The sequence below is a fragment of the Nocardiopsis sp. CNR-923 genome, from assembly GCF_001942255.1.
Lineage (GTDB): Bacteria > Actinomycetota > Actinomycetes > Streptosporangiales > Streptosporangiaceae > Nocardiopsis.
Genome location: NZ_MKKC01000055.1, coordinates 62618 through 83419, shown reverse-complemented (window position 1 = coordinate 83419; position 20802 = coordinate 62618). Strand labels below are relative to the sequence as shown.

Sequence of the window (20802 nt, the reverse complement as noted above, 5' to 3'; positions counted from 1 at the left end):
AACCCACAGAACCCAGACGTCCCCGGGCGACCCGATACCGTGTCTGCGGGCCCGCCGCGCACACCCGCACCGCGTGCGACGCGCGTCTCCGGGCCATCCCGAGCGACCTGCGCGAACGTCGGGGGCCGCGCGCGCCCGACCACCGACCCCACCCGTGAAGGACACACCGAGTTGAGTGGCACATCCGACGCTCCCGTGGCGCCGCGCACGACCCCGCCGATCGTCGCGGTGGACGCGATGGGCGGCGACCACGCGCCCGCGGAGATCGTCCGGGGCGCGGTGCTCGCCGTCCGCGAACTCGGGCTGCGGGTCGTGCTGGTCGGTCGCGCCCGGAGATCGCGCGGCTGCTCGCCGAGGAGAACGCCCTGCGGGAGGTCCCCGTGGTGCACGCCGAGGACAGTCTGGCGATGCACGAGGCGCCCTGGCCAGCTGGCGCCGTCCCCGGTCCAGCGCGGCCGTCGCGTGCCGTCTGATCCGCCGCGGCGACGCCGACGCCCTCGTCTCGGCCGGGTCCACGGGCGGTGTCGTGGCGACCTCCACCGTCCGCCTGCGGACCCAGCCCGGCGTGCTGCGACCCGCGCTGGCGGTGACGCTGCCGACCGGGGAGACGCCGACGGTGCTGGTGGACGCGGGCGCAACGCCGACGCCAAACCGGAGATGCTCGTGCAGTTCGCCCACCTGGGGTGCGCCTACGCGCACACGGCGTTCGGGGTGGAACGACCGCGCGTGGGGATCCTGACCATCGGGTCGGAGCCGGGCAAGGGCAACAAGCTCGTGCGCAGGGCCACGGAGCTGCTGGCGGCCACCGCCGATGACTCACAGGGCATGGACTTCCAGGGCAATATCGAGGGCCACGACCTGCTGGAGCGGCGGGTGGACGTGGTGGTGACCGACGGCCACACGGGCAACGTGGCGCTGAAGTCGGTGGAGGGCACGGCCACGTTCGCGATGCAGGCCTTCCGCGAGGCGCTGACCTCGTCCGCGGCGGCGAAGGTGGGGGCTTTCCTCCAGCGCAGGGCGCTGCGGGAGCTGCGGGACCGGCTGGACAGCGAGACCTACGGCGGGGCCGCGCTGCTGGGGTTGAACGGGACCGTGGTGATCGCGCACGGCGACAGCCGCGCGTGGGGCGTGGCGCGCGCGTGCGGGCTCGCGCACGACCTGGCGGTCGGCCGGATCGGCGAGCGCATCCGCCGACGTGTCCACCACCGCCCGCCGAAATGGCTGCACCGCCTGGCCCAGTCCGAGGAGCGATGACCGCACGCCCCGCGGTGTCGCGACCCTGGAGCGGTACGGCGTCTGCCCGGACCCGCGAGCGCGGACGTTCACGGCGGTACCGGCCCAGTTGACCTCAACAAAGATTGACCTTCTAACGTCGTGCCGACCCATCGACCGACGCTAGGAAGACAAGACCATGATCCTCGTGACCGGCGCGACCGGAAACATCGGACGCGCGTTGCTGAAGGAGCTGCGAAACCGCGGCGCCGGACCACTCAGGGGCCTCACCCGTGACATCGCACCGGCCGGGTCCCGGCCCTCGCCGCCGCGATGATCCGCGGGGCCGCCGCACGCGACAGCGTCGAGGAAGCGGCCCCGCGGAAGGTCGGACAGACCGCCGACCGCAGGAGGCGAGGTGGAGGAGATCGGGCGCAGGCCGCCCGGTCGGCCACGACGCCGCGCGCGCTGTCCTGCCTTTAGTCGCCCCACTCGACGTTCTCGAACGGGCCCGGCACCCGCTCGCCCCGAGCGCGGAGGTCCTCCTCCCAGGCGATCCGCAGCGCGACCCAACGCCCCTGCGTCTCGACCGCGCGCTCTTCCTCGGGCGTCAGTGGGGAGTTCTCCCAGTCGTTCACGGCCGCCCACCCGTCTGGTCGCCGAAGACGCGGCGGATCTCGGCCTCGCCGCGCCGCTGCCCGCCGCCCTGGGCGGGCACGCACCGCACCCGGCCCTGGCGGACCCACCGGTCCACGGTGCGCTCGCGGCCCGGTACATCGCCGCGGTCTCACCGGCCCTCAGCAGCCGCGGCCCGCCCCCGTTGTCCTCGCTCACCGGCAGCCCCCTTCGCGAGGAGGCGGGACGACGCGGATCGTACGGCGCGCGATGACCGAGAACAGCTCCGTGCGCGAGAGGGCCTCCAGCCGCTCGAAGGGGTCGCCGTCGCCGGACCAGCCGATGGGACGGGTCGCGGTGTAGGTCCGGGCCCCCTCGTCGTCGACCTCGAACGAGACGACCCAGCGACCCGCGATCAGTTCGTCCAGGACGCGGCGCTCCTCCGGCCGGTCCATCACCGCCACCCCGCCCTCAGCAGGTGCGGACCGACGGCGGCCAGCGGCGACCCGGGGAACAGGCGCAGCAGGTCACCGGGACCGAGCACGATCGACGGCAGCGCGGGCCCCGGACGGGCGTAGCGTCGCGCACGGGCGGCACGGCGGGGGCGGACGACGCCGCGCACGAGCCGACGCACGGGGCTCGGGGGCCGGACGACGGCGCGGGCAGGGGGCCACAGCGTCAGCAGGAACGGGATCAGGTAGCGCAAGGCGCACCTCCACTCTTCGGTTGCCGGATGGAAGGTCCGGCGAGGGAATGAGTACGCTTAGAAAAACATGAAATCTTCAGAGTTACAAGTTCTTCAGGATTTTTAGAACCCTAAACCATGAGGATTTCATCCTGTCTGCAACCGGATGCCCGAATCGGTCGCCAGCCGTAACATCCTGAGAGACACCACCCCAGGAGAGAGCTCATGCCCGACACCCCACGCCGCCTCAGCGTGCGACGCCGTCGACTCTCGGAGGAACTTCGCACCCTGCGCCTTGCTGCCGGCATGACCCTCGATGACGCGGCGAAAGCGACCGAGTGGAGCGTCGGGAAGGTCTCGAACATCGAAACCGGCGTCCGACTCCGGCCGTCCGTGGTCGAGGTGCGTGCGCTGCTCGACGTCTACGGACTGACCGACGAGCGCCACCGCGAATCGCTGTTCGCCATCACCCGCCAGGCCGGGAAGAAGGGCTGGTGGACCAAGTACGACGACGTGTTCCCGGATGAGTTCCCCGTCCTGGAGTCGGAGGCCACGGCCATCTGCACCTACCAGCCGATGATCATCCCGGGCCTGCTCCAGACACCGTCGTATGTGGAGTTGTTGACGCGCTCGGCGAACCTCGCCCGCGATCCCGTGGACATCCACAGAGTCGTCGACGCCCGTCGGCGCAGGCAGGAGATCCTCACCGGCCCCAGCCGCCCGGAGTTGTGGGCGGTGATCGACGCGGGCGCGATCGAGCGCATGCGAGCGGCTCCGGACGTCTGCCGTGAACAGGCGGGGCACCTCGCCGACGTGGCGGACGACGGCAACGGGATCACCGTTCAGGTGGTGCCGTTCAGCGCGGGCATCCACGCCGGGGCCAAGGGCAGTTTCGTTCTGATGGACTTCTCCGCCGCCGGCCCGGTCGTGTACCTGGAGATGGATCAGGACGGCCTTTTCCTGGAGGAGTCAGACGAGACAACCCGCTACAGGAACCTCTTCAACCACCTCGTGAGCAGGTCACTGGGGGTCGACGAGAGCGTCGCCTACCTGCGCGAGACAGCCAAGGCAGCCTGAAAGAAGCAATCGATGCTCGTTCCCAACTCCGACGCCCTTGCATTTCGCACCTCCAGCCACAGCGACCGAAGCGACTGCGTCGCCGTAGCGGATGCTCCTGGAGGCGGGGTCGTCCGCGACTCCAAGCATCCTGAGCGCGGGCAACTCCCGTTCCCCGCTCCGGAGTGGGCGGCGTTCCTGCGGAGCGCGAAGGCGTAGGCACAAAAAGGGCGTCCCACGCATCCGCGCGGGGCTCCCTCAATCATTACCGCTTCGAGTCCATCGTCCGCGTGGCCCGTCACCCGGACGGTCGACGCCATGGCTGGATCGGCACGGCCGGTCTCGGCGCGCCTCGCGGAAGTCCGGGCGAGCAAAGGAATGCGACCATGACCCCCTCCACGAACCCGGCCTTGCGCACGTCGAGCCACAGCGCCCGGAGCAACTGCGTCGAGGTCGCGGACCTGCCCGGCAGCCCGGTGGGCCGCGACTCGCACGACGACCTCGGCCACCTTGAGGTTTCGCCGCCGCATGGAGCGCCCTGATCCCACCGCGCGCAACGCCTGGCGACGGGGGCTCACTGCCCGCCCGGAGACACCGGTCCCGGCCGCCCGCACGCCCAACAGAACATCCGACTCTCCACGTTGTGCTTCCCGCACTCGCACTCCCACCGCACGACCGGGGCTACGAGCCCGGCCAGCGGGCTACCGTGTCCTCCATGACCGCCCACCAGGATCTCTCCTTCAAACACCCGGACGTCACGATCACACCCATGCGACCCGGTGAACACGGAAACGGCGCGGTCTGGCGCATCGAACCCACCTACGGCGACAGCCCCGTCATGTACGCGTACACCGACGAGGAAGCCGACCGATACGCCGCGACGGTCACCAGCATCAACCGACAGTAACGCGCGGTTGCCGGGTGCGGAAGGGGCGGGCGGCCCCGGCCGCGCGCACGACCGCGCCCATCGGGCCCAACGTCGTTCGTCCCATGCCTCGGGACGAAGAGGCCCGGCGCCAGGCGACCGGCACGCGCGCACGACCACGGAGCCCACACGTCAGCCGCACCCGGACGGCCCGTCCCGGCACGCCACGGGCGGGCCCGTGACGGCCATTCCTCCGCCACAACCCCGGCGAGACCCAGGTCACCTCCATCCGTGTCACAGGATCCCGGGCCACCCCGTCTCGGGGGTGTAGGCAACGACGAGCACGGAGGAGCACACCATGGACGCCCGACTGAACCTTCTCGGCAGCACGGCCGCCGGCCCGGTCATCAAGCACCTCATGACGGCGGGCAGGGCCCTCAAGGACCTGCCGCTGCCGACCACGACCCAGGAACTGGTGGCCCTGCGGGTCAGCCAGATCAACGGCTGCGCCGTCTGCGTCGACATGCACACCAAGGAGGCCTTCGCGGCCGGTGAGACCGCGCTCCGGCTGAACCTGGTGGCGGCGTGGCGGGAGGCCAAGGTCTTCACCGACGACGAGCGCGCCGCGCTGGAGTTCGCGGAGCAGGGGACCCGGGTCGCGGACGCGGGAACCGGCGTCAGCGACGGGGTGTGGGCGAACGCGGCCGAGCACTACGACGAGGACCAGCTCATGGCCCTGGTGATGCTGGTCTCGTTCATGAACGCGGCGAACCGCATGAACATCATTACTCAGCAGCCGGCGGGCGACTACGAGGCCGGACAGTTCCACTAGACGACGTCGGCGGTCGGCCCGGGGTCCGGAGAGGCGGACCCCGGCCCCGGGTTCGGAAGGGACGCGTTGTGGACAAGGTCGAGGAGTTCGAGGAGCTGCGGCCGCTGCTGTTCTCGATCGCCTATCGGATCCTGGGCAGTGTGGGCGAGGCCGAGGACGCGGTGCAGGAGACCTGGCTGCGCTTCGACCGCTCGACGACCCTGCCCGAGTCCGCCAAGGCCTTCCTGTCGACCGCGGTGACGCGGATCGCGATCGACGTGCTGCGTTCGGCGCGGATGCGGCGGGAGGAGTACGTCGGGCCGTGGTTCCCCGAACCGCTGTTGAGCGACCCCTACCAGGATCCGACGCGGACGGCGGAGCTGGCGGACTCGGTGTCGATGGCCGCTCTGTTGCTGCTGGAGCGGCTGAGCCCGTTGGAGCGCGCGGTGTTCGTGCTCCGGGAGGTGTTCGGCTTCGGCTTCGACGAGATCGCCGCGACGGTGGGGCGGTCCGAGGCGGCCTGCCGACAGCTGGTGGTGCGGGCGCGGCGGCACATGGAGGCCGGGCGACCTCGGTTCACGGCCGACCGCGAGGAGCGGCGGGAGCTGGCGACGCGGTTCTTCGACGCACTGGAGGACGGCGACGTGGGCGGGTTGAGGGAGCTGCTGGCGGCCGACGTGCGGCTGGTCGGGGACGGCGGCGGCAAGGCCCCACAGCTGGCCAGGTCCATCGTGGGAGCGGCCAAGGCGGCCCGCCTGCTGGGCGCGTTCTTCCCCTGGCTGGGCCGGGTCGAGGTGTCGTGGGAACCGCACGAGGTCAACGGCCAGCCCGGCGCGGTCTTCCGCGACCGGGACGGCCGGGTGCTCTACGTCATCGCCCTCGACGTCCTCGACGGGCGGATCCAGACCATCCGATCGGTGATCAACCCCGACAAACTCGCCCACCTCGGCCCGGTCGGCGACGCCTGGTCCGTCGACCGCCAGGTGCGGCGGGCCCGTGGGCGGAACTGACCGGCGCGGCCGGATCGGGCGCGCGTCCTCCCGGCCGAATCGGGAGGACGCGCGCCACGGTCTCCGCTACGCGACAGCCCTCGGCCGCGTCGTCGTCGCGACCGCGACCGCCGTGGCCAGCGGGTGGGTGGCCGGGCGGCCGAGGAGGGCGGCGAGGTCGGGGCCGCCCTCGCCCAGGAAGCCGTGCCTGACCGAGGTCGCGATCGACGCCATCATCGGCGGCTGGAACGGGAGCAGTCCGGGCGTCTCGTCGAGAAGTCTGCGCCGGTACTCGGCCACGCCGATCGTGCGGTGGACGGCTCCCAGCTCCGCGGCCACGTCCGCGGCGGTGATCGGGGCGCCGACGAGGTCGTAGACGCGACCGGCGTGCGGCTCGGGGTCGGCGGCGACGGCCGCCGCGGCTCCGCGAGGTCCGCACGGGTGACCGCGGCCAAGGCGCCGTCCCCGAAGGCGGACTCCACCTCGTCGTCGGCCCACATCAGCAGCGCCCCGAACAGCTCCGCGTACAGACCGTTGCGCAGGACCGTGTACGGCAGACCCCTCACGCGCAGCAGCCGTTCGGTCGCCCGGTGCGCGAGCGCGAAGCCGAGATGGTCCCCGGCGCTGGTCAGGCTCGTGTACACGACGTGCCGGACGCCGTCCCGGACCGCCGCGTCGAGGACGGCCGCGTGCCGCGCGACGACCCGGTCGTCCTCGGCGTACCCGGCGGAGACGAGCACCAGTGTCGACACCCCGGTGAGGTCGAGGCTCGCGCGGTCGTCGAAGTCGAGACGGCGCGTCCCCTCACCCGGGGTGCGGCTGCCGCCCGTCGCGTCGGCGCTGCGGGCCCGCAGCGCGGCGAGTGCGGCCGCTCCCAGATTTCCATTGGCTCCGGTCACCAAGATCATGTCAGTCGCCGTCTTCCGTGGTGGTTCTCTTCGGTAACTAGGGTTGATCCTGGCCCGCTGGTTCGCGCCCGACAAGAAGGCAGTCTCATGTCACCCACGCACACCGAGGTAACCGCCGCGCCCGCCGGGCTCGAACCCTGCGGCGCGAGGACCACCCGGACTGCGGCATCCGCGACGTCCTGGACCGCATCGGGGACACGTGGTCGGTGCTCGTGATCGTCGAGCTCGCCGGGGGCCCGCGCCGGTTCCGCGAACTGCAACGCGCCGTCGACGGCATCTCCCAGCGCATGCTCACCCTCACCGTGCGCAGGCTGGAGCGCGACGGCCTCGTGCTGCGCACCGTGTACCCGACCGTCCCGGCCCAGGTCGACTACCGGCTGACCGGGACCGGCGCCAGCCTGACCCACCTGGTCAAGGCGCTCGCCGAGTGGTCCCTCGCCCACCGCGACGGCATCGTGCAGGCTCGGCAGGAGTACGACCGGGCCCACCCCGGCCACGGCATCCGGTAGCGGGGCCAGTTGGCCGGGTTCGGACCATCCGATGACACTGCGCGCTCGCCGGGTTACCGTCCCCTCATGACCCATCACGCCCCAGGCCCCGAGGAGCTGTCCGCCGTCGCCGGTCCGGAGTGGGCGGACGTCTTCCGCGCGGTGCCGCGTGAGCACTTCATCCCCGATCGCGCGAACGTCTCGCCCATGACGGGCACCCCTCGGTGGATCGACCGCGCCGCCGACCCCGAGGGCTGGCGGGCCGCGGTGTACAGCGACTCGACGATTCTCACCCAGGTCGACGACGGCACGGCCGATCTGACCGAGGAGACCGCCACGACCGGTGTCCCCTCCAGCTCGTCCACCGCACCGAGCGTGGTGGCCGGTTTCCTCGACCTGCTCGGCCCCCGCCCCGGCGACCGGGTGTTGGAGATCGGCACCGGCACCGGTTGGACCGCGGCACTGCTGTCGGCCCGTCTCGGCTCCGCGGCGGTGACGACGGTCGAGGTCGACGACCGGGTCGCCGAGCAGGCGGCGGACAACCTGAGCCGGGCGGGGTTCGCGCCGACCCTCGTGGTCGGCGACGGCGCGCTCGGGCATCCGGACGGCGCGCCCTACGACCGGGTGCACGTCACCTGCGGTATCCGACGGGTTCCCTACGCGTGGGTGGAACAGACCCGGCCGGGCGGTGTGATCGCGCTTCCGTGGCTGCCCAACAGCGTCCGGGGGCACCGGTTGGTCCTCACCGTCTCCGATGGTCAGGCAATCGGTCGGTTCCACGGCGACACGACGTTCATGGTGCTGCGCGCTCAGCGCGCGGGGTATCCGCCCCCGGAGGGGGAGCCGCGCGGTTCGTCGGCTCGCGTCGATCCGGAGCGCATCTTCCAGGCCGGTCCCGGCTTCGTGGTGGCGCTGTCCGTGCTCCTACCCGGAGTGATGCTCACGAACTGGGAACTGGGGCCGGACAGCGGGACCCTGAGAGATCCGGCCAGCGTGTCCTACGCGTCGCGTCCGGATCCGGAACCGACGGGACGGCGGAGGTGACCCAGTTCGGTCCGCGCGACCTGTGGACCGAACTGGAGGATGCCCACCTGACGTGGGTCGAGTCGGGGAGCCCCGGGGTGGAGCGCTTGGGCGTCACCGTCGACGCCGAAGGACAGCACGTGTGGATGGACTCACCCGAGAACCGCATCGCTGGAAGGACAGCAGGCTGATGGGCCACCGCAAGGAAGTCAACTGCTTCAACTGCAACGGCAGGAAGACGATCCAGGAGTCCCGGGACGGCGTTGTCGTGACCGTGCCCTGCCCGATGTGCGACGGCACCGGGAAGCAGCCGTCGTAGTCCACAGACGGCACTTCGCCCTACCGCCGGACGCGCCAGCGTGATCCTATGGAAATCGGGGGTTCCCTGGACCCGGGACCGCTTCGCCGTGCCCTCTCCCACGCCGCCCACACCGGCCGGGAAGGCCTGGGACGGTCGGTACGCTTGTGCCATGGCCGACCCGCAGGAAGTTCTCTCGCGACGGGTCCAGTCCGCCCTCGGCGCCGCCTTCGGCCCCGAGTTCGCCGACACCGACCCCGTCATCCGCCCGTCCCAGTTCGCCGACTACCAGGCGAACGCCGCCCTCGCCCTCGCCAAGCGACTGGGCCGAAAGCCGCGCGAGGTCTCGGCGGCGATCATGGAGCACCTGGACGTGGCCGACGTCTGCCGCGACGTCGAGGTCAGCGGGCCGGGCTTCATCAACCTCACCCTCCGCGAGGACTGGATCGCCGCGCGCACGCGTGAGCTGCTCGACGACCCCCGCCTGGGCGTCCCCCGGCAGGAGGCGCTCAACATCCCGATCGACTACTCCGCGCCCAACGTGGCCAAGGAGATGCACGTCGGGCACCTGCGCACCACCGTGGTCGGCGACTCCCTGGCCCGCACCCTGGAGTTCCTGGGCCACAACGTCATCCGCCAGAACCACATCGGCGACTGGGGCACGCCCTTCGGCATGCTCATCGAGCACCTGTTGGCGGTCGGCGAGGACTCCGCCGACGCGACCTGCTCACCACCGACCCCAACGCCTTCTACCAGGCGGCCCGGGTCGAGTTCGACGGCTCGGGCCCCGGCCCCGACGAGTTCGCCGCCCGGGCCCGCCGCCGCGTGGTCGCCCTCCAGGGCGGCGACGAGGAGACACTGCGGCTGTGGCGCAAGCTCGTCGGCCTGTCCCGCGTCTACTTCAACAAGGTCTACACCAAGCTCGGCGTGACCCTCACCGACGACCACCTGGCCGGGGAGAGCACCTACAACCACATGCTCGCCGACGTGTGCGACGAGCTGGAGGCCAAGGGCATCGCCGAGATCAGCGACGGCGCGCTGTGCGTCTTCCTCGACGAGTTCACCGGCCGCGAGGACAAACCGGTCCCGCTCATCGTCCGCAAGAGCGACGGCGGCTACGGCTACGCCACCACCGACCTGGCCACCGTCCGCCACCGCGTGGACGACCTCAAGGCGGACCGCGTCCTGTACGTGGTCGGCGCCCCGCAGGCGCTCCACTTCAAGATGGTCTGGGCGACCGCGCGCGAGGCCGGGTGGTTGCCGGACCGCGTGGAGACCACCCACGTGCAGATCGGCAACGTGCTCGGCGCCGACGGCAAGATCCTGCGCACCCGCAGCGGCGCGCCGGTCCGGTTGGTGTCGCTGCTGGACGAGGCGGTGGATCGGGCCACGGCGGTCGTCGCGGAGAACCGCCCCGACCTCAGCGCCGAGGAGCGGGCCGCGATCGCGGGCAAGGTCGGCATCGGCGCGGTGAAGTACGCCGACCTGTCGGTCTCGCACGACACCGAGTACACGTTCGACTTCGACCGCATGCTGGCGCTGACGGGCAACACGGGCCCCTACCTCCAGTACGCGCAGGCCCGTATCCGGTCCATCTTCCGCAAGGGCGGGCTGGACCCGGAGCGGGCGCGCGGCGCGATCACGGTCGCGGAGGGCGCCGAGCGCGACCTGGCGCTCAAGCTGCTGGCGTTCGGCGGGGTCGTCGCGCAGGTCGGCGACCTGCTCCAGCCGCACCGCCTGTGCGCGTACCTGTTCGACCTCGGCCAGGCGCTCACCGCTTTCTACGAGCACTGCCCGGTGCTGTCCGCCCAGACCGAGGAGCAGCGCGAGTCGCGGCTGGCGCTCGTCGCGGTCGCGCTGCGCGTCCTGGTCCAGGGCCTGGACCTGCTCGGCCTGGAGGCTCCCGAACACATGTAGCCGGCGCGCGGGGCGGACCGCGCCCCACGCGGTCGGAGCGGGGCCGCCTGCCCGGCGGGCCCGCCCTCACCGGTGGAGGACGGCGGGTGTGCCCGCCGGCCTCCGCCGCGAAGCCGGCCCGCCCGCGACGGGCTCACTCGGCCAGCAGCGCCTCGACCTCGTCGCGCGTGGGCATCGACGAACTCGCGCCCGGCCGCTGCACGGACAGCGCGGCGGCCGCGGCGGCGAAGCGCATCGCCTCCTCCGGCGAGCGGCCCTGCGCCCGCGCCACGGCGAACGACCCGCAGTAGGTGTCCCCGGCGGCCGTCGTGTCCACGGCCGTCACCTCGCGCGCCGGCACGTGGACCGGCTCCGCGCCGCGCCGCCCGAACAGGCACCCGTCCTCGCCCAGGGTGAGCAGCACCTGCGGCACCCGCTCCAACAGCACGTCCAGGGCCTCCCGGGGCTCGACCCGCCCGGTGATCGCCGCGGCCTCGTGCTGGTTGGGGACGAGCACGTCCACGCACTCCAGGAGCTCGTCGGGCAGCGCGCGGGCGGGGGCCGGGGTCAGGTAGACCGGCACCCCCAAGGCGCTTCCGGTCCGCGCGGCGGCCAGGACCGCCTCCATGGGCAGTTCGAGCTGGAGCAGCAGTGCGGCGCTGCCGTCGATGATCTTCGCGTCGCCGTCGACCGTGCCCCGCACCTGGCCGTTGCGCCCGGGACCACGATGATCCGGTTGCCGCCCGAGCCGTCCACGACGATGTGCGCCACGCCCGACGCCCCGGGCGCCGTGCGCAGGCCGGACACGTCGACGCCGCTGTCGACGAGGGTGGCGCGCAGTTCCGCGCCGAAGGAGTCGTCGCCGACCGCGCCGAGGAACGCCACGTCCGCCCCGGCCCGCGCGGCGGCGACCGCCTGGTTGGCGCCCTTGCCGCCGGGAACCTGGCGAAAGTCCGTTCCGGCGACCGTCTCGCCGGAGGACGGCACCTGGTCGGCGTAGGCCACCAGGTCCATGTTCACACTGCCGAAGACGGCGATCCGCGGTGCGCTCACGCTCCCGCCTCCTTCTTCTCTCCGTCGAGGTCGACGATCACCGGGGCGTGGTCGGACGGCCCCTTGCCCTTGCGCTCCTCGCGGTCGACGAGGGCTCCGCTCACCCGGCCGCTCAGCGCCGGGGAAGCGAGCACGAAGTCGATGCGCATCCCCTTCTTCTTGGGGAAGCACAGGTTCTGGTAGTCCCAGAACGTGTACACGCCGGGGCCGGGTGCGAACTCGCGGACGACCTCGTCGAACCCCGCGCCGACGAGTTCGGCGAACGCGGCGCGCTCCGGCTCGGTGACGTGCGTCTTGCCCTCGAACTCGGCCATGTCCCACACGTCGTCGTCCTGGGGTGCGACGTTGAAGTCGCCCATGAGCGCGATCTGCGCGTCGGGGTCGGCGGCCAGCTCGGCGGCGCCCGCCTCGCGCAGCGCCTCCAGCCAGCGCAGCTTGTAGGCGTAGTGCGGGTGGTCGATCTCGCGGCCGTTGGGCACGTACAGGCTCCAGACCCGCACCCCGCCGCAGACGGCGCCGATCGCCCGTGCCTCGATCTCCTCGGGGTCCCCGTATCCGGGCTGGCCGGGGAAGCCGGTGCGCACGTCCTCCAGCCCGACCCGGGAGGCGATCGCGACCCCGTTCCACTGGGAGAAGCCGAAGTGGGCCACCTCGTAGCCGCGGTCGGTGAAGACGTCGGCGGGGAACTGGTCGTCCCGGGCCTTGGTCTCCTGGACGGCGAGCACGTCGACGTCGCTGCGGTCGAGCCAGGCGCCGATCCGCGCCGCCCTGGCCCGGGCACTGTTCACATTCCATGTCGCGATACGCACATCAGAAGGCTAGGCCATGCGGCCGACAGCGGCCCACGTCGCGGCGTCGCGCGGGAGGCGGGATGGGCCCCGGCGCGGCCGTCCTCCGCACCGGGGCTGTGCGACTCCCAGCACGTACTCGGCGGATTGTGTCGCGTCTGCTTCGACGGACCAGGCGACGCCGCGGTTCACGTCGGCGACGACTTTTCTCCACCAAGGCTCACCCGGCCGTCCACGGGACGGCCACATCACGCGTCAGACCGATCACGGACGGGTAGTGCTGTGATACAGGACACAGCCCTTTCCTCATGAGGTGAGCGATCCATGTCGACCGTCGAACCCGGCACCACACGCACCGACGCACCCGTGGTCGACGAACGGCGGGCACGTGCCGTGGCGGAGCAGGCGCGCGAGGCGGAGTGGACCCGCCCCAGCTTCGCCAAGGAGTTGTACCTGGGACGGCTCCGCCTGGACCTGATTTATCCCCTCCCCGAACCCGATCCCGTCGCCCGCGCCAGCGGAGAGGCGTTCCTCGCCGAACTCCGCGAGTTCTGCCGGGGCATCGACGCCCAGCGCATCGAGCGCGACGAGCGCGTCCCGGACGAGGTGGTCGCCGGGCTGCGCGACCTCGGCGCGTTCGGTATGAAGATCCCCGCCGAGTACGGCGGCCTGGGCCTGAGCCAGCTCTACTACAACCGCGCCCTCACGCTCGTCGGCTCGGTCTCGCCCGCGATCGGCGCGCTGCTCTCGGCCCACCAGTCGATCGGCGTTCCGCAGCCCGTCGCCATGTTCGGCACCGAGGAGCAAAAGCGCGCCTTCCTGCCCCGCTGCGCGCGCACGGACATCAGCGCCTTCCTGCTCACCGAACCCGACGTCGGCAGCGACCCGGCGCGCCTGCGCTCCACCGCCACGCCCACCGAGGACGGCGGGGAGTACGTCATCGACGGCGTCAAACTGTGGACGACCAACGGCGTGGTGGCCGACCTGCTCGTCGTCATGGCCCGCGTCCCCGAGAGCCCCGGCCACCGGGGCGGCATCACGGCGTTCGTGGTCGAGGGCGACTCCCCGGGGATCACCGTCGAGCACCGCAACCGCTTCATGGGGCTGCGCGGCCTGGAGAACGGCGTCACCCGCCTGCACGGCGTGCGTGTCCCCGCGGCCAACCGCATCGGGAGGGAGGGGCAGGGGCTGCGGATCGCGCTGTCCACCCTCAACACCGGACGCTGTCCCTGCCCGCGCTCTGCGTGGCCGCGGGCAAGTGGTCCACCCTGGTCGCCCGCGAGTGGTCGCGCGAACGCGTCCAGTGGGGTCGCCCGATCGGTCGGCACGAGGAGGTCGCCAAGCGGATCTCCTCCATCGCCGCCACCACCTACGCCATGGAGGCGATGCTGGACCTGGCCGGTCAGCTCGCCGACGACAAGGCGGCCGACATCCGCATCGAGGCGGCGATCGCCAAGCTGTGGGCGTCCGAGCACGCGTACACGATCGCCGACGACCTGGTCCAGATCCGCGGCGGGCGCGGCTATGAGACCGCCGGGTCCCTGGCCGCGCGCGGCGAGCGTGGCGTGCCCGCCGAACAGCTGCTGCGCGACCTGCGGATCAACCGGATCTTCGAGGGGTCGTCGGAGGTGATGCACCTGTTCATCGCCCGTGAGGCCGTGGACGCCCACCTGTCGGTCGCCGGTGACCTCATCGACCCCGACGCCGACCGCGCGGACCGGGCGCGAGCCCTGGCCAAGGCGGGCGGGTTCTACGCCAGGTGGCTGCCCACACTCGTGGTCGGACAGGGCCAGGTGCCGTCGGCGTTCTCCGAGTTCGGTCCGCTCGCCGGGCACCTGCGGTTCGTCGAGCGGACCGCGCGCAGGCTCGCCCGGTCGACGTTCTACGGGATGTCGCGGTGGCAGGGGCGACTGGAGGTCAAACAGGGGTTCCTCGGCAGGATCGTCGACATCGGCGCCGAACTGTTCGCGATGAGCGCCGTCGCGGTGCGCGCCCGGCACGACGCCGACGCCCACCCCGAGCGGGGAGAGACCCCGTTCGAGTTGGCCGACGCGTTCTGCCGCCAGGCACGGCTGCGGGTCGAGGCGCTCTTCACCGACCTGTGGTCGAACACCGACGACGTGGACGGCAAGCTGTCCCGCCGCCTGATGGATGACTCCTACACCTGGCTGGAGGAGGGGGTCCTCGACCCCTCCGTCCCGGGCCCGATGATCGGACCGGCCGAACCCGGCCCCTCCGAGCTGCCGGACCAGCGCCGGCGGATGGGCTGACCGGGCGACCGACGTTCCGGAATGTCGTCGGCGGGGGTTAGCGTGTTCGAATGGTCGAACCGCACCCCCGCCGCGACGCGGAACTCTCCCTCGCCCAGGCACGCCGGATCGCTCTCGCCGCGCAGGGCTTCGCCGATCGTCGCCCCACGGGTCGGCCCACGCTCGCGCATCTGGGCAGGGTCGTGCGCCGGGTGGGGATCGTGCAGATCGACAGCGTGAACGTGCTGGCGCGCAGCCAGTACCTGCCCGTGTTCGCGCGCCTCGGCGCCTACGACACCTCGATGCTGGACCGGGCGACCACGACCCGGGCGCGCACCGGCGCCGCCCGTCTGGTGGAGTGCTGGGCGCATGAGGCCAGCCTGGTGCCGCCCGCCACCCGGCAGCTGATGCGGTTCCGGATGGAGCACAACCGGGCGCGCGCCGACGCGTGGTGGATGAGCGCCGCCCAGCGGGAGAAGCCCGAGCTGGTCAAGGCCGTCCACGAGGAGGTCGCCCGGATCGGTCCCGCCACCGCGCGCGAGGTGGAGGCGGCGCTGGCCCACGACCTGCCGCGCGCCAAGGACCACTGGGGCTGGAACTGGTCCGAGGTGAAGCAGTGCCTGGAGTTCCTGTTCTGGGTCGGCGACGTCATGGTCGACGGTCGCAACGGGCAGTTCGAGCGCCGCTACGACCTGACCGAACGCGTCCTGCCCCCGGACCTGCGTGACGCGCCTCTTCCCGATCCGGCCGAGGCGCACCGCGCACTGGTCGCGATCTCCGCCCGCGCGCACGGTGTGGCCACCGAGCCGAGTCTGCGGGACTACTTCCGGCTGCGCCCCGACGAGTCCAAGGCGGCCGTCCGGGACCTCGTCGACTCCGGTGAGCTCGTCCCCGTCCGCGTCGAGGGGTGGACCCGGCCCGCGTACCTGCACAAGGACGCCCGGGTGCCGCGCCGGGTGGCGCCCGCGCCCTGCTCAGCCCGTTCGACTCCCTCGTCTGGCACCGCGATCGCACGCAGGAGCTGTTCGGGTTCCGGTACCGCTTGGAGATCTACGTCCCGGCGGCCAAGCGGGTGCACGGGTACTACGTGCTGCCGTTCCTGTTGGGCGACCGGCTCGTGGCCCGGGTCGATCTCAAGGCGGACCGAGCTTCCGGGGTGCTGCTCGCCCAGCGGATCACGCTGGAGGACCACGCGCCCGCCGACACGCTCGACCAGCTCACCGACCACCTCGTTCAGATGGCCGCGTGGCTGGGGCTGGTGCGCGGGGTCGGGGGTCCGGTGCTCGCCCTGCGCTGACGCGGGTGCCCGGCACGTTACTCGACGCACGGGGCACCCGCTCTTCACTCTCCCCACTCGACGTTCCAGAACGGTGCCGACACCCTCCAGTACGCCCTGGGCACTCGGCACGCGAACAGGCCCCCTCCTCGATCGGTCGGCGGCCTGTCGCACCCCGGCCTCTCCCGCCTGGTGGTTCCCGCCGCCGAGGGGCGCGCCCTGATCACGGTCCTGCGCCGCGTACAGCGGCAGCCCGCACGAAACCGCTATCTCTCCGGCAGCGGAACGAACCCCTCCATCGCAGCGGCGCCCCTCAGATCCTTGTCGAAGACGGCAAAAGTGGAACAGCTCGGATCCACGGAGCGGACGGCCTTCCCGGTGGCCAGTTGCACCGCGTCATACGCACGCAGTCCGTGTACGGCCGTGAGGCGCACGGCCTCTTCGAGAATCTCCGCGGTCACCGTCACGGCGGTAAAGCGGCGGGGTTCTCCCGGCGCACCGAAGTAGTCCGCCTCGAATCCGGAGACCAGGACACGGGTGTCCTCCACACCCAGGTCTCCCACACGGTGTTTCTTCCACAGGGCCGCGGGGACCTCCACACGGGTCAGCTGGGACAGCACGACGGGATCGGCCACCGCCGACATCTTGTCGGATCCGTGCTCCACCGCGTAGAGCTTGACCACGGCGGACGTGTCCGCGAATACGGTCATCCACGCCCCTCCGAAACAAGATCCTCCAGCGAGGTCCCCCCGCCGGCCGCCCTCCGCGCCCGCTCGAAGGCCTCTCGGCTGGGGCGCGTCCGAGGCGTTCCCGAGGAGTCGAGCAGGCCCGCCTGGGCGAGCTTCGCCCGGATGGCCTGTGCTTCGTCGCCCTCCAGGTCCGGATCGGTGGCGGCACGCAGGACCCGGGTCAGGTACTCGTTCATGCTCACCCCCCGGCGCTCGGCGGTGCACTTCACCCGCTGGACCAGATCGTCTTCCGCTCTCCATGTCACCTGGCTCATGGAAGAAGCCTAGACAGATGCAGGCATGCATGCAAGCGTGACGCTCACACACAGGCACACGGCCGATGTGGCCACGCTGGACACGCGCCGAGAGCGGGGCAGCCCGCCACCTGACACGTCTCCGCCGCCGAGGGGCGCGCCCTGGCCACCACCCCGCGCTCCAGGCGGCGACGACCAGCGGGGGTCCCGCTCCGACGAAGAGCCCTCCCGTGGCGCGGGTGCACGTGTGACACCCGCGCGGCGCGCGACCCGCCCGTGCCTCAGCTCCGGCCGCCGTTGAGGGCGGCGACCACGCGCACGGCCTCGGCGACGGCACGGAAGTCCTTGCGCAGGACCGCGCCGTGGCCGCTGGCGACCTTCGCGTGGGTCCGGATGTTCGGGTTGCGGGCGCTCACCCCGTCGAGGCTGGCGCGGATCCGCTCCTGCTCGTCGCCGCGGCTTCCGAAGGAGGTTCCCGAGGCGACCACGTACCGCGTCGGAACGGTGACGGCGTCCAACACCGGACCCAGTTCGCGTTCGCGGGAGAGCTCGCCGAGTTCGATGTTGCTGTCCGCCATCTCTCCGGCGTTCATCCTCGGGACCAGACCCGTCGGACGCAGCAGCGGCGCCAGCCAGCCGATGCGCCGGAACAGCGTCCGAATCCGCCGTTCCATGGCCTCGTCGAGCCAGTCGTAGGGGAACGCGCCGTCGACCAGGACCGCGCCCACGGCACAGTCCGGGTTCCGGTGCGCATGGTGTGCTCCTCGTGCGATTTCTGTTTCCAACAACAGAAACGCTACGTTGCGTTCGTAGAGGCGGCAACTACTTCGTTGCACAATATTCATACCCTTGCAGCTCATAGCCGTAAATTCATTGCAATGAGATTGAAATTAACGCAATGGCCGGCAGTCCTCATGTTGCATTGGACAGCGCGCGAACGCTACGCTGACCCCACCTGACGACGACGGGGGGAGACCGCGGTGCCGGGAGGCAGACTCACCCAGGCCGAACGCCAGCAGATCGCGCTGGGCCTGGCCGACGGCTTGGCCTACGCGCAGATCGCCCGACGCCTGGACCGCCCCACCTCCACCGTCACCCGCGAGGTGATGCGCAACGGCGGCCCCACCGCCTACCGCGCCGACCTGGCCCAACGCGCCACCGAACGGCGCGCCCACCGCCGCAGGCAGGCTCCGTCGCCAAGCCAGCGGACACCGGACCGGGGCCGGGGACGCGACGACGCGGCCGTGCGCGAGTACGAGGAGACCTTCGCCACGCTGATGATGCACCAGGGCGTGCCCAAGATGATGGCCCGGGTCCTGGCCTGCCTGTTCATCGCCGACTCGGGCAGCCTGACCGCGTCCGAGCTCGCCCAGCACCTGCGGGTCAGCCCGGCCTCGATCTCCAAGGCGGTCTCCTTCCTGGAGGAGCAGACCCTTATCCGCCGGATCCGCGAACAGGGGCGCCGCGAGCGCTACGTCGTCGACGACGACGTCTGGTACCGGTCGACGATCGCCAGCGCCCACGGCCTGCTCCAGGTCGCCGAGACCGCACGGCAGGGCGTGGGCATCCTGGGCCGCGACAGCCCGGCCGGCGCGCGTCTGGAGAACGTCGCCCGTTTCAGCGACTACATCAGCGAGAGCATCCTGCGCGCCGCCGAACAGGGCCACGGCGTCCTGTACACCCAGCGCCCCGAGACGGACACGGAGCACCCCTGAGGGAGCGGCGGGCCGACCCGCGTGCGGTCATCCGGCACGGCGCCACCTCTCCGGCAGCGGAGCGAAGCCCTCCGTCGCGGCAGCGTCCCTGAGGTCCTCGTCGAGGACAGCGAAGGTCGAACACCCCGGATCCACTGAGCGAACGGCCTTCCCCGTGGCCGACTGCGCCGCGCCCAGGAGCAGAAGAAGGCGGCGCGCCGCGCCCAGGCCTGGCGCGAGGTCGACGAGATACGCGACCGCGAGCTGATGCGCGACGGCCGATGGCTGGTGTGAGGCCGCGGCGGGCTCCGCCCCTCCCCGAGCACGCATGATCAGGCAATTTTCCTTCAAAGTGGGCTTATTCGGCGGCGGGGGCCCGGCCTAGGCTGAGGGATGGGGAGCAGCGGGGCGACCACCGCGCGCCGCCCCGGCCCCGTCATCCGAGGGGGACAGCGATGGCCCAGCTCACGACGGCGATCTCCGACTCCGGGCTCGACGCTCTGCGGTCCGGTCTGACCGGTCCCGTGCTCACTCCCGGCGGCCCCGAGTACGAGGATGCCCGCGCCGTCTTCAACGGCATGATCGACCTGCACCCGAGCGTCATCGCCGAGTGCAGGACCGTGGACGACGTGCGCCGCTGCGTCGAGTGCGCCCGCGAGGAGGGCCTGGAGCTCGCCGTGCGCGGCGGAGGGCACAGCGTCGCGGGCATGGGGCTCACCGAGGGCGGCCTGGTGATCGATATGCGCCGCATGCACGCGGTGGCGGTGAACCCGGAGTCGATGGAGGCCCGGGTCGGCGGCGGCGCGCTCATGCGCAACCTGGACGCGACCACCGCGAAATTCGAGCTGGCCACCACGGGGGGCCGTGTGTCGACCACCGGCGTCGCCGGTTTCGCGCTCGGTGGAGGGTCCGGGTGGCTGGAGCGCAAGTTCGGCCTGGCCTGCGACAACCTGCTCAGCGTGGACCTGGTGACCGCCGACGGCGACCGGGTGCGCGCGTCCGCCGGTGAGAACGAGGAGCTGTTCTGGGCCCTGCACGGCGGCGGCGGCAACTTCGGTGTGGCCACCCAGCTGACCTTCCGCCTCCACCCGCTGCCGCGGTTCGCGCTCGGTCTCCTCCTCTTCCACCCCGACGCCGGTCCGGGAGTGGTCCGCGCGTGGCGGGACCTCATGGACGGGGCGCCCGACGAACTCGGCGGCGCCGTCATCTACCTGGTCCCGGGCCCTGAGCCCTTCGTCCCCGACGAGCTGGTCGGCACGCTCCTGTGCGCGGTTGTGCTGACCTGCGTGGGCGACGCGCGGATGCTCCGGGACCTGGCCGCCCCCGTGACCAGGATGGGGCCCGAGGCCGAACTCCTGGCCGACATGCCCTACCCGGAGGCGCAGAAGGCACTGGACGACCAGCCCGGCTACCGGAACTACTGGTCGGTGGAGCACCTGGCGGCGCTGCCGGACGAGTTCGTGGACCTGTTCTGTTCCCGCGCGCACCGGATGGTGGTCCCGTCCCCGACCCAGCACATCGTCTTCCCCCTCGGAGGGGCCATGGACCGGTCGATGGCCGACTACCCGGTTCCCTGGCGGCACGCGAAGTGGAGCGTCCACCCCCTGGCGATGTGGGAGGACGCCGCCGACGACGCGCGCGCCCGCCAGTGGGTGCGCGACGTGCGCGAGGACACCAAGCCCTGGCGGACCGGAGACGTCTACCTGAACTTCGTCCCGGAGGAGGGGGCCGAACGCGTCGTCGCCGGTTACGGCGTGGACAACCACGAGCGCCTGGCCGAGGTCAAGCGCGCGTTCGACCCGGACAACGTCTTCCGCCGCAACCACAACATCTGGCCCTCCCGCACCGGATACCGGCCGCCGAGGCCCCGCCGGGCGTGAGGCCGTCGCCCGCGGACCCGCGCACGGCCGTGCG

At 71.9% G+C, this 20802-nt stretch carries 22 protein-coding genes and 5 pseudogenes; 17 read left to right on the top strand and 10 right to left on the bottom strand.

Features of this window, described 5'->3' with window-relative positions; translation table 11 throughout:
- Window positions 1-171: 171 nt before the first annotated feature.
- Together plsX and BJF83_RS26510 are read left to right on the top strand one after the other, a co-directional pair.
- A pseudogene (plsX, locus tag BJF83_RS03615) lies at window positions 172-1254 on the top strand (phosphate acyltransferase PlsX).
- A gap of 157 nt (window positions 1255-1411) precedes the next feature.
- Window positions 1412-1549, top strand: a complete 138-nt coding sequence (locus BJF83_RS26510; protein ID WP_262391287.1) for an NAD-dependent epimerase/dehydratase family protein — start codon at window positions 1412-1414, stop codon at window positions 1547-1549.
- Window positions 1550-1691: 142 nt separating this feature from the next.
- Here BJF83_RS26510 and BJF83_RS27785 read toward each other — a convergent pair whose 3' ends face one another.
- From BJF83_RS27785 to BJF83_RS03605, 3 genes are all read right to left on the bottom strand, one after another.
- Window positions 1692-1850, bottom strand: coding sequence for a hypothetical protein (locus tag BJF83_RS27785; RefSeq protein ID WP_187347076.1), 159 nt, complete (start codon window positions 1848-1850; stop codon window positions 1692-1694).
- Between the two features lie 192 nt (window positions 1851-2042).
- Entirely contained in the window at window positions 2043-2282 is a 240-nt protein-coding gene (locus tag BJF83_RS03610) for a hypothetical protein (protein ID WP_075925188.1), read from the bottom strand.
- Window positions 2282-2533 carry a hypothetical protein gene (locus BJF83_RS03605; protein WP_075925156.1) on the bottom strand — a complete coding sequence of 84 codons (252 nt, stop codon included), beginning with the start codon at window positions 2531-2533 and terminating at the stop codon, window positions 2282-2284. Before BJF83_RS03605 ends, BJF83_RS03610 begins: the two co-directional genes overlap by 1 nt.
- A 204-nt stretch (window positions 2534-2737) precedes the next feature.
- On the opposite strand from BJF83_RS03605, the gene BJF83_RS03600 reads away from it, so the two are divergent.
- From BJF83_RS03600 to BJF83_RS03580, 6 genes are all read left to right on the top strand, one after another.
- Window positions 2738-3589, top strand: coding sequence for a helix-turn-helix transcriptional regulator (locus BJF83_RS03600; RefSeq protein WP_075925155.1), 852 nt, complete (start codon window positions 2738-2740; stop codon window positions 3587-3589).
- Between the two features lie 12 nt (window positions 3590-3601).
- On the top strand, window positions 3602-3787 hold the full coding sequence (locus tag BJF83_RS03595; protein ID WP_075925154.1) for a DUF397 domain-containing protein: 186 nt from the start codon (window positions 3602-3604) through the stop codon (window positions 3785-3787).
- Between the two features lie 167 nt (window positions 3788-3954).
- Window positions 3955-4110 carry a DUF397 domain-containing protein gene (locus BJF83_RS25890; RefSeq protein ID WP_083678397.1) on the top strand — a complete coding sequence of 52 codons (156 nt, stop codon included), beginning with the start codon at window positions 3955-3957 and terminating at the stop codon, window positions 4108-4110.
- Window positions 4111-4283: 173 nt separating this feature from the next.
- Entirely contained in the window at window positions 4284-4475 is a 192-nt protein-coding gene (locus BJF83_RS03590; RefSeq protein WP_075925187.1) for a hypothetical protein, read from the top strand.
- A gap of 316 nt (window positions 4476-4791) precedes the next feature.
- Complete coding sequence (locus BJF83_RS03585) at window positions 4792-5265, top strand: carboxymuconolactone decarboxylase family protein (protein WP_075925153.1); 474 nt, start codon at window positions 4792-4794, stop codon at window positions 5263-5265.
- 68 nt (window positions 5266-5333) lie between these two features.
- On the top strand, window positions 5334-6254 hold the full coding sequence (locus tag BJF83_RS03580; RefSeq protein WP_075925152.1) for an RNA polymerase sigma-70 factor: 921 nt from the start codon (window positions 5334-5336) through the stop codon (window positions 6252-6254).
- Between the two features lie 66 nt (window positions 6255-6320).
- Here the strand turns inward: BJF83_RS03580 and BJF83_RS28405 are convergent, their stop codons facing one another.
- Entirely contained in the window at window positions 6321-6470 is a 150-nt protein-coding gene (locus BJF83_RS28405; protein WP_262391286.1) for a hypothetical protein, read from the bottom strand.
- Entirely contained in the window at window positions 6467-7141 is a 675-nt protein-coding gene (locus BJF83_RS03575) for an NmrA family NAD(P)-binding protein (protein ID WP_262391285.1), read from the bottom strand. The genes BJF83_RS28405 and BJF83_RS03575 overlap by 4 nt, the downstream gene beginning before the upstream one ends.
- Before the next feature lie 206 nt (window positions 7142-7347).
- Between BJF83_RS03575 and BJF83_RS03570 the strand changes: the two genes are divergently transcribed.
- The 5 genes and pseudogenes from BJF83_RS03570 (at window position 7348) to argS (ending at window position 10867) form a co-directional block, all read left to right on the top strand.
- On the top strand, window positions 7348-7650 hold the full coding sequence (locus tag BJF83_RS03570; protein WP_262391284.1) for a helix-turn-helix domain-containing protein: 303 nt from the start codon (window positions 7348-7350) through the stop codon (window positions 7648-7650).
- Window positions 7651-7716: 66 nt separating this feature from the next.
- On the top strand, window positions 7717-8673 hold the full coding sequence (locus tag BJF83_RS03565) for a methyltransferase domain-containing protein (RefSeq protein WP_262391283.1): 957 nt from the start codon (window positions 7717-7719) through the stop codon (window positions 8671-8673).
- Window positions 8670-8843, top strand: a complete 174-nt coding sequence (locus BJF83_RS28400) for a hypothetical protein (RefSeq protein WP_262391282.1) — start codon at window positions 8670-8672, stop codon at window positions 8841-8843. The genes BJF83_RS03565 and BJF83_RS28400 overlap by 4 nt, the downstream gene beginning before the upstream one ends.
- On the top strand, window positions 8843-8971 hold the full coding sequence (locus BJF83_RS28395; protein WP_262391281.1) for a hypothetical protein: 129 nt from the start codon (window positions 8843-8845) through the stop codon (window positions 8969-8971). Before BJF83_RS28400 ends, BJF83_RS28395 begins: the two co-directional genes overlap by 1 nt.
- A 151-nt stretch (window positions 8972-9122) precedes the next feature.
- Window positions 9123-10867 (top strand): annotated as a pseudogene (gene argS, locus BJF83_RS03560) (arginine--tRNA ligase).
- 133 nt (window positions 10868-11000) lie between these two features.
- On the opposite strand, the pseudogene BJF83_RS03555 reads toward argS, so the two are convergent.
- Together BJF83_RS03555 and BJF83_RS03550 are read right to left on the bottom strand one after the other, a co-directional pair.
- A pseudogene (locus tag BJF83_RS03555) lies at window positions 11001-11860 on the bottom strand (ribokinase).
- Window positions 11861-11895: 35 nt separating this feature from the next.
- Complete coding sequence (locus BJF83_RS03550) at window positions 11896-12708, bottom strand: exodeoxyribonuclease III (protein WP_083678396.1); 813 nt, start codon at window positions 12706-12708, stop codon at window positions 11896-11898.
- Between the two features lie 303 nt (window positions 12709-13011).
- Here BJF83_RS03550 and BJF83_RS03545 point away from each other — a divergent pair.
- Both BJF83_RS03545 and BJF83_RS03540 read left to right on the top strand, forming a co-directional pair.
- Window positions 13012-14957 (top strand): annotated as a pseudogene (locus BJF83_RS03545) (acyl-CoA dehydrogenase family protein).
- A 50-nt stretch (window positions 14958-15007) separates the two neighbouring features.
- Window positions 15008-16233 (top strand): annotated as a pseudogene (locus BJF83_RS03540) (winged helix-turn-helix domain-containing protein).
- A 245-nt stretch (window positions 16234-16478) separates the two neighbouring features.
- On the opposite strand, the gene BJF83_RS03535 reads toward BJF83_RS03540, so the two are convergent.
- The 3 genes from BJF83_RS03535 to BJF83_RS03525 form a co-directional block, all read right to left on the bottom strand.
- The gene (locus BJF83_RS03535) at window positions 16479-16922 is read right to left on the bottom strand and encodes a type II toxin-antitoxin system VapC family toxin (RefSeq protein WP_075925151.1); all 444 of its coding nucleotides are present in this window, start codon (window positions 16920-16922) and stop codon (window positions 16479-16481) included.
- Entirely contained in the window at window positions 16919-17215 is a 297-nt protein-coding gene (locus tag BJF83_RS03530) for a transcriptional regulator (RefSeq protein ID WP_075925150.1), read from the bottom strand. The genes BJF83_RS03535 and BJF83_RS03530 overlap by 4 nt, the downstream gene beginning before the upstream one ends.
- A gap of 260 nt (window positions 17216-17475) precedes the next feature.
- On the bottom strand, window positions 17476-17922 hold the full coding sequence (locus tag BJF83_RS03525) for a hypothetical protein (protein WP_262391280.1): 447 nt from the start codon (window positions 17920-17922) through the stop codon (window positions 17476-17478).
- Window positions 17923-18174: 252 nt separating this feature from the next.
- Here BJF83_RS03525 and BJF83_RS03520 point away from each other — a divergent pair, with 252 nt between their 5' ends.
- Together BJF83_RS03520 and BJF83_RS03510 are read left to right on the top strand one after the other, a co-directional pair.
- On the top strand, window positions 18175-18909 hold the full coding sequence (locus BJF83_RS03520; protein ID WP_075925149.1) for a helix-turn-helix domain-containing protein: 735 nt from the start codon (window positions 18175-18177) through the stop codon (window positions 18907-18909).
- 434 nt (window positions 18910-19343) lie between these two features.
- Window positions 19344-20768, top strand: a complete 1425-nt coding sequence (locus BJF83_RS03510; RefSeq protein WP_075925147.1) for an FAD-binding oxidoreductase — start codon at window positions 19344-19346, stop codon at window positions 20766-20768.
- Window positions 20769-20802 lie beyond the last annotated feature (34 nt).

Excerpts from the sequence above, each read along its gene's own strand:
- BJF83_RS26510 (WP_262391287.1), top strand. The coding sequence starts at position 1,412 with ATGATCCTCGTGACCGGCGCGACCGGAAACATCGGACGCGCGTTGCTG.
- BJF83_RS03610 (WP_075925188.1), bottom strand. The coding sequence starts at position 2,282 with ATGGACCGGCCGGAGGAGCGCCGCGTCCTGGACGAACTGATCGCGGGT.
- BJF83_RS03600 (WP_075925155.1), top strand. The coding sequence starts at position 2,738 with ATGCCCGACACCCCACGCCGCCTCAGCGTGCGACGCCGTCGACTCTCG.
- BJF83_RS03595 (WP_075925154.1), top strand. The coding sequence starts at position 3,602 with ATGCTCGTTCCCAACTCCGACGCCCTTGCATTTCGCACCTCCAGCCAC.
- BJF83_RS25890 (WP_083678397.1), top strand. The coding sequence starts at position 3,955 with ATGACCCCCTCCACGAACCCGGCCTTGCGCACGTCGAGCCACAGCGCC.
- BJF83_RS03590 (WP_075925187.1), top strand. The coding sequence starts at position 4,284 with ATGACCGCCCACCAGGATCTCTCCTTCAAACACCCGGACGTCACGATC.
- BJF83_RS03585 (WP_075925153.1), top strand. The coding sequence starts at position 4,792 with ATGGACGCCCGACTGAACCTTCTCGGCAGCACGGCCGCCGGCCCGGTC.
- BJF83_RS28405 (WP_262391286.1), bottom strand. The coding sequence starts at position 6,470 with ATGATGGCGTCGATCGCGACCTCGGTCAGGCACGGCTTCCTGGGCGAG.
- BJF83_RS03575 (WP_262391285.1), bottom strand. The coding sequence starts at position 7,141 with ATGATCTTGGTGACCGGAGCCAATGGAAATCTGGGAGCGGCCGCACTC.
- BJF83_RS03565 (WP_262391283.1), top strand. The coding sequence starts at position 7,717 with ATGACCCATCACGCCCCAGGCCCCGAGGAGCTGTCCGCCGTCGCCGGT.
- BJF83_RS28395 (WP_262391281.1), top strand. The coding sequence starts at position 8,843 with ATGGGCCACCGCAAGGAAGTCAACTGCTTCAACTGCAACGGCAGGAAG.
- BJF83_RS03535 (WP_075925151.1), bottom strand. The coding sequence starts at position 16,922 with ATGACCGTATTCGCGGACACGTCCGCCGTGGTCAAGCTCTACGCGGTG.
- BJF83_RS03530 (WP_075925150.1), bottom strand. The coding sequence starts at position 17,215 with ATGAGCCAGGTGACATGGAGAGCGGAAGACGATCTGGTCCAGCGGGTG.
- BJF83_RS03510 (WP_075925147.1), top strand. The coding sequence starts at position 19,344 with ATGGCCCAGCTCACGACGGCGATCTCCGACTCCGGGCTCGACGCTCTG.